This window comes from candidate division KSB1 bacterium (assembly GCA_022566355.1).
Taxonomy (GTDB): domain Bacteria; phylum Zhuqueibacterota; class JdFR-76; order JdFR-76; family DREG01; genus JADFJB01.
This window is the reverse complement of record JADFJB010000173.1, coordinates 1-6,852: the sequence shown is the minus strand read 5'-3', so window position 1 is coordinate 6,852 and position 6,852 is coordinate 1. Positions and strand designations below refer to the sequence as shown.

Annotated in this window: 6 protein-coding genes and 1 pseudogene; all 7 read right to left on the bottom strand. The window is 40.1% G+C overall.

Features of this window, described 5'->3' with window-relative positions; genetic code table 11:
• The coding region (locus tag IIC38_19340) for a heme exporter protein CcmB (GenBank protein ID MCH8128079.1) at window positions 1–671 on the bottom strand (671 nt) is incomplete at its 3' end.
• Entirely contained in the window at window positions 640–1,257 is a 618-nt protein-coding gene (locus IIC38_19335; protein ID MCH8128078.1) for an ABC transporter ATP-binding protein, read from the bottom strand. The genes IIC38_19335 and IIC38_19340, both read right to left, overlap by 32 nt.
• Window positions 1,258–1,406: 149 nt before the next feature.
• Window positions 1,407–1,742: pseudogene (locus IIC38_19330) on the bottom strand (type II toxin-antitoxin system PemK/MazF family toxin).
• On the bottom strand, window positions 1,730–1,987 hold the full coding sequence (locus tag IIC38_19325; GenBank protein ID MCH8128077.1) for an AbrB/MazE/SpoVT family DNA-binding domain-containing protein: 258 nt from the start codon (window positions 1,985–1,987) through the stop codon (window positions 1,730–1,732). The pseudogene IIC38_19330 and the gene IIC38_19325 overlap by 13 nt, the downstream one beginning before the upstream one ends.
• A 158-nt stretch (window positions 1,988–2,145) precedes the next feature.
• Window positions 2,146–3,594 carry a peptide MFS transporter gene (locus IIC38_19320; GenBank protein ID MCH8128076.1) on the bottom strand — a complete coding sequence of 483 codons (1,449 nt, stop codon included), beginning with the start codon at window positions 3,592–3,594 and terminating at the stop codon, window positions 2,146–2,148.
• Between the two features lie 380 nt (window positions 3,595–3,974).
• On the bottom strand, window positions 3,975–5,351 hold the full coding sequence (locus IIC38_19315) for a sigma-54-dependent Fis family transcriptional regulator (GenBank protein MCH8128075.1): 1,377 nt from the start codon (window positions 5,349–5,351) through the stop codon (window positions 3,975–3,977).
• 270 nt (window positions 5,352–5,621) lie between these two features.
• A partial coding sequence (locus IIC38_19310) for a DUF5011 domain-containing protein (GenBank protein MCH8128074.1) occupies window positions 5,622–6,852 on the bottom strand: 1,231 nt, incomplete at its 5' end.

Sequence of the window (6,852 nt, the reverse complement as noted above, 5' to 3'; positions counted from 1 at the left end):
ACATATTCAAACAGTAACATTGATGCGATGAAGATAGCCCCGGCGAATGAAAATAATACTTGCAAATCGGTAATGCAATCGAAAAAAGGATTCCCATTGAAAGCCAAAAATGTTCCATTTACGGCGGATATCAAAATAGGGAAGAGAATGGGGAAAGCAAGCACTGCAAATAGGGCGCCTTTTGCATTGCTTTTGGAGATAATGGCGCCAATTATTGTAGCGACAGTCGATAAACCCAGGTTACCTAATAAAATTATACATATAAAGATTGGAAAATTCCGTACAGTTACATTCATAAATATCAAAAATAAGGGTATGGTTACCAATTGTAATCCAAACAGCAATACTAAATTAAACAACCATTTCCCCAAAAATATTGCCGGTGGTGGCGCAACTAGTTTCAACGTATCTGCTGTTTGCTGTTCTTCTTCTCTAACAAAAATATGAGATAGGCTTGAAATTGAAGCAAAAAAGAGGATAATCCACAACAAAGCTGATAAAAATTTTTCCGATAAAGCGCCGGGACCGATTGCAAAACTAACAACGACTAATGAAGTTATCGCAAACAAGAGAAAAGCATTGATGGAATACCGGGTACGTAATTCTAACTGAATATCTTTTTGAAAAACGATCCAGGCTTTATACAGTAAGCTCGATTGTACTGTCGCCAAATTTTACCTCGTCTTTATTGTTGGTCGCTAAAATCAATATTTTGTTTTTCTTTTGCTGCTCCATAATTTCGAAAACTATTTGAGAGCCAGCTTCATCCAAATTAGACGTTGGTTCATCAACCAAAAGAATTTCCGGTTCGTGAAGTAATGCACATACGTATTTCATTCTTTGCAGCATTCCGGAAGAATAATTCCTTAGTTCGTCTGCTTCTCTACCAGCCAATCCGACTCTGCTCATCAGTTTTTTGAAGTGGGGGATATTAGCAGGCAAACCCCGGATTCTGCGGAAGAATGAATAGTTCTCTAGCGCAGTAAGCTGATTATATAATTGCAGATAAGGGCCAACAAGCCCAATAGCTACATAGAGCTTCTCTCTTTTTATCTCAACCTGGTTTTCATGGAAAGTAATTTTCCCGGCACTCGGTCGCAACAGTTGACTGATGATCCGTAGCAGCGTCGTTTTGCCTGAGCCGTTGGCACCTGTGATCGCTATTGATTCGCCGCTTCTAATTTCAAAGGAAATATTATCAAATATTTTCCTTTGATTGAATTTTTGCGCTAATTCTTTGCCTCTAATTTTCCACATAAGAATTTGAATTCGATGAATGAGTCTACTCTAAAAACCGATGCAATCGCTTTTTCCAAAAGCAATGTTACATAAAAACAAATACTTATGAGAGCGATGGAATCGGTATCCCACCTTTTTAGAATGAACTCATGAATTAAACAAATAATTTACCAGGCAAACATCTCTTGTAAAATTTCTAAAACCGTAATCTGGGTTTTATTTTTTATTTTCCCTATCTTTTTGATTAAGCGAGATTTATAAACAGACCTGATTTGATCTAAAACGATTTGGCAATCTTTGCCGGAAAATTTGCATTTGACCCGGGAAGGATAACCATGTATTTTTGTGGTCATTGGTGCAATAACGATTGTGCTAATATAATGGTTCATTTCATTCGGTAAAATTATTAAACAAGGGCGGTTTTTTTTATTTCTCTTCCCTTTGGTAGGATCAAGATTGATTTAATAAACTCAAATCTTGATACTTGCATCTACCATTCCCATTCCTCATCATTCCAGGGATTCAAGCGAGTTAATTCACTTGAATCCATTAAATCATCGTCACTTTTTTTTGCCATAGTCTGAAATTTATCTTGCCAACCCTTACGGGGTTTTTGAGCAGGTTTAATAATGATATAATTATTTTTGACCTCTAACTCTACCTCGTCGGAAAAACCAGTTTGTTCCAGTAGTGTTTTTGGAATTCGGATACCGCGAAAATTACCGACTTGAATAATTTTAGCTATCATAATTACATTAGTACTTACAAAAGAAATCGTTTTTAATAATAAATACTAAATTTTGTCAGGGAATAAATTTTTTAAAGGGTAACAAAATTGAAGCCGTCGGCGAATTAGAAGTAAAATAATTTTTCCAATTCGCCAACGACAACTTTTGTAAATTAATCTTATTTTATACCGCAGGAAAGCTTGTTTATCGGTTTTTGAAGTAGCAAGAACATAAAACCAGATACCATAACAATAGCGGCAACCACTGCGTACAATTCATTTTGCGGCAGCTTTTCAATGTAACCAGCGACAAGGCCTGCAATCAGGTTGCCCAACGCGGCGCCCATAAACCAGGTTCCCATCATCTGGCCGACAAGACGATCCGGTGAAAGTTTCGTGATACTGCTCAATCCAACCGGGCTCAGACACAATTCACCGACGGTATGGAAAAAGTAAGTAACGACTAACCACATAGGACTCACTTTCCCCGCTTCTATAAAGGAAGCTCCCCAGGCTATTACAAAAAATCCAACTCCAAGTAAAACCAGCCCTATGCCAAATTTAATGGGTATATTTGGATTTTTGTCACCTAATCGTACCCATAACATACCCATGACCGGCGCTAAAATTACGATGAATATTGGGTTGATGCTCTGCAACCAACCAGTAGGGACCTCCCAGCCAAATGCCATTCGGTCTGTAAAATCCCTGGCAAACAGGTTCATCGACGAGCCGGCTTGTTCAAAACCGCTCCAAAAAAGAGCCGCGCCGAGAAATAGAATCCAAATTAATCCAACACGTTTTTTTTCATTTGAATTTTTACACACAAATATTATGATCAAAGTAAAGTATATAAAGGCTATTGCCGTAATCGAAAGCCCGATGTTCTCGGCAAAACTAACGATATCAAATGATGTAGTGGTTTGCAGATATAACACAAATGCTACTATTAATGCCAGGACAATGCCAATACCAATAATGAATTGCTTCTTTGCTGCCTTTATACTCGACTCTTTGGCATAATCCCCTTTGAGTTCGCCCACATTTTGCAGGTGCTTTTTGCCGGCAACATATTGAATAATACCGAAGGTCATACCAATAGCCGCGGCGCCAAAACCCAAGTGCCAGTCAACTTTTTCTCCCAGCAAGGCACATACTGACTGACCTAATACTGCTCCAACATTAATTCCCATATAAAAAATCGAGAACCCTGCGTCACGTCTGGCCCCGCCCTCCGGATAAAGTTCGCCAACAATGGCGCTCACATTTGGCTTCAATAAACCCGTTCCCATAATTACCAGGAGCAAGCCCAGGTAAAATGTCCATAGCATGGGTAAGGCAAGTGTGTAGTGTCCGAGAGCAATTATGATACCGCCGATAAGTACGGCTCGGCGTTGACCAATCAATTTGTCAGCAATCCAACCACCGGGTATCGCCATTGCGTAGACACCGAATGTATACAAACCGTAAATAGCGGTCGCTATCGCAATTTCTAAACCAAGGCCGCCTTCCGCCACAGCAGCTGTCATAAATAAAACCAGTAATGCCCGCATACCATAATAGCTAAACCGCTCCCACATTTCCGTAAAAAACAGAACGGGCAGTCCTCTAGGTTGATCTTTAAACATGATAGCTCCTTGAAATAATATGAATACTAATACTTAGCAGTAGTGCACAATACAATTTTGATTTCTAAAAAGCAAGTTGTTTTTTTAATAAAAGCAGAATAATAATGATTTGAAAATAAACGATGAAGATTTTTGTTCCTGAGTGAGTTCGTCAGGAATAGTATCTTGAACCCCCACCCCCATTTTACCGATTAAATCAGAAATCCGAAGCACAAAAATCTAAACAATATCGGAATAATAAATTTTCAAATAACAATCAAATTTAAGATGGTTTAACATGTTTAAGACATTGAGATTTAGAAATTAGGATTTGTTTAGGATTTCGAAATTAGGATTTCGTGCTTCTGAAATAAGTTTTAATTAGCCGAAAATGAAACAGCTCATCGGTTTATCCCATACTGCTGCATCTTTTTCCAGAGATGGCTGCGTTGAATGCCAAGAGATCGAGCAGACTCCTGGATTCTGCCATCATGAGCCGCGAGGGTTTTGAGGATAAAGTCTTTTTCGAATTTAGCGCGCGCTTCCCGTAAGGTTTGTTCTCGTTGTGGGTCCGATTTATTGAGAGGACCGTCTTGCATCGCCTGGTGCATGATTGGGATATCAATTAAAATTTCGTTGGAGAGTACGGCTGAACGTTCAATTATATTGCGCAATTCACGGATGTTGCCAGGCCAGTCGTATTCCATCAATAAGGGCCAAATATTTTCGGCAAATCTTTTGTCCGGCAGTCCTTCGTTAGTGCATACTTGCTGCAATAAGAACTCTGATAAGGGCCGTATGTCATTGTGCCGATGTCTTAAGGCTGGGAGGTAGATTGGAATCACGTTGATGCGGAAGTACAGGTCTTCACGAAAATTCCCTTCCTTTATTTCGCTGCGTAAATCTTTGTTGGTTGCGCAGACAATTCGAAAAGATATTTCCTGTGGTTTATTACTGCCCACAGGTTCTACAATATTATCTTCGATCGTACGAAGAAGTTTCGCCTGCATCATTAAACTCATGTCGCCAACTTCATCCAAAAACAGGGTGCCGCCATTGGCGCGTTGAAATTTACCCAGGTGATTGGAAATGGCGCCAGTAAAGGCGCCCTTAACGTGGCCAAAGAGCTCACTCTCAATCAAATTTTCCGAAATAGCGGAACAATTCACCGGTATGAATGGATTTCCTACACGACTGCTGTTCAAGTGAATAGCTCTTGCTACCAATTCTTTGCCGGTACCTGATTCACCGGTGATGAGAACCTTGCTGTCTACGTTTGCTGCCTGATCGATCAGCGCAAAAATTTTCTGCATGGTTGAATCCGTTCCGATCATTTTATAACGAAGTTGTGACTCTGTAAGTAATTTATCTCGTTGTATTTTGAGTTGGTTTGTGAGTAACGCATTACGAACCGTAATTAACACACGTTCTGCATCGAGAGGTTTTTCCAGAAAATCATAAGCCCCAAGTTTAGTCGATTCTACTGCCAATTGAATCGTACCCTGCCCGCTGATCATTACAATTGGCAGGTAGGAATGCTCTGAGATAGATTTTTTCAACACCTCCATGCCGTCAATTCTAGGTAAACGAATATCCAGAAGCATCAGATCAATTCTTTGTTGATTGATGATTTCTAATGCTTCTTTGCCGTCATTGGCCAGTACACAATTGAAACCTTCAAAAGTCAAAATATCCTTCAGGCTTTCGCAGATGTTTGCGTCATCATCGACAATGAGGATTATATGTTGTGGATGGCTTGTAATTTGGTTTGATGGCATTTTTTTATTTTAAAAATAAGATTCACAATATTTGGTTAAAATTACTATTACTGAAATTATAATCAAAGATAAATTTGAGTAGAAGGATATCCCATAGATAATTCCTCATGACAAATTGCTAGACAAAAAACCCCCCGGATTTTATAACCCCAACGGTTTGAAATGCCACAGGATTTACGTACACAAAAAAACCTGCCAGGTTTCCCCATCCTGGCAGGTTTAATTTTCCGACTCATCAAATATCTAGCATCAAGCATCAAGAACCCAGCCTTACTTCATCAGCAACAGCTTCTTCTTATCCATATATTGACCTGCTTTCAGCACGTACAGGTACATACCACTGGCCACACGAATGCCGTTGTCATCTGTGGCATTCCAGGTAACTCGATGAACACCTGTCGGGAACTGGCCGGAAACCAAAGTTCTCACCAGCTGCCCGGAAAGATTGTAGATCACCAGGCTCACATTAACTGCTTTCGGAAGAGCAAATGTGATCTCGGTGGTCGGATTAAAAGGATTTGGATGGTTCTGGTATAGTTGGTATCCATTCAACAATTTTGTTTCATCTAAATCCTGGCTTTTATCAAAATTAGTTTCAGCATTCAATTGTTTCTCATCTAATTTGCTTTCTACATCGTTTATACCATCCTGGTTTTCCTCAATATTGGATGCTATCAGCGCTGAAGGAATGCTGCAGTTACCCAAGACTGTGTAAGCCGGACCCTCATCCATTGCTATATCTTTTTTATCATGGGGAACTTGAACCTGGTATGATGCCGTTGCTGGATTACCACTGTGATCCACAGCTTCGAAATGAATGGTGTAAACCCGTCCGTTACCACCACCCTGACGTTCTTTCCTGAGCTGAACGGATTTACAATCATCGGCAATAACAATGTCGTTGAATGTTTTACCATCGCCGTTGCCATTAGCATCTTCCGGTTCGTCACTGCTCACCGAAACAATCAAAACATCATTAATCGAGAGGTCAACATCGCAAACATCAGAAACAGAAACAACAGCTTGTTCTACTGAAATGGTTTCATATTTGTGATTTGGCGGCCACAGGGTTATAATATCAGGGTTTATGGCAATGACTGGTGGTGTTGTATCAACCACATTTACAGTTCGTTGCATGGATGCGCTGTTGTTACTGGCATCAGTTGCAGTATAAGTAATTGTATAATTGCCAGGAACATTGGTGTCTACATTTCCGGTAATCACAAGAACTGGATTTGGATCGCAGAGATCACTCACTTGTGCGCCGGGTTCCTCATAAGGTAGTGGACATTCAATAGTTAAGGGATTGTCGCCATTTAATGAGATAACTGGAACATGGGTGTCAACCGCACGTACCGTTCGTGTGGCGGTAGCGGTGTTCCCGACGGAATCAGTGGCAGTATAAGTAATTGTATAATTGCCAGGAACATTGGTGTCTACATTTCCTGTAATCACTAGAATTGGATTTGGATCGCACATATCGCTTACTTCATCGCCAGGT

Coding starts and splice junctions, on each gene's coding strand:
- IIC38_19335 (MCH8128078.1), bottom strand. CDS start 1,257: ATGTGGAAAATTAGAGGCAAAGAATTAGCGCAAAAATTCAATCAAAGG.
- IIC38_19325 (MCH8128077.1), bottom strand. CDS start 1,987: ATGATAGCTAAAATTATTCAAGTCGGTAATTTTCGCGGTATCCGAATT.
- IIC38_19320 (MCH8128076.1), bottom strand. CDS start 3,594: ATGTTTAAAGATCAACCTAGAGGACTGCCCGTTCTGTTTTTTACGGAA.
- IIC38_19315 (MCH8128075.1), bottom strand. CDS start 5,351: ATGCCATCAAACCAAATTACAAGCCATCCACAACATATAATCCTCATT.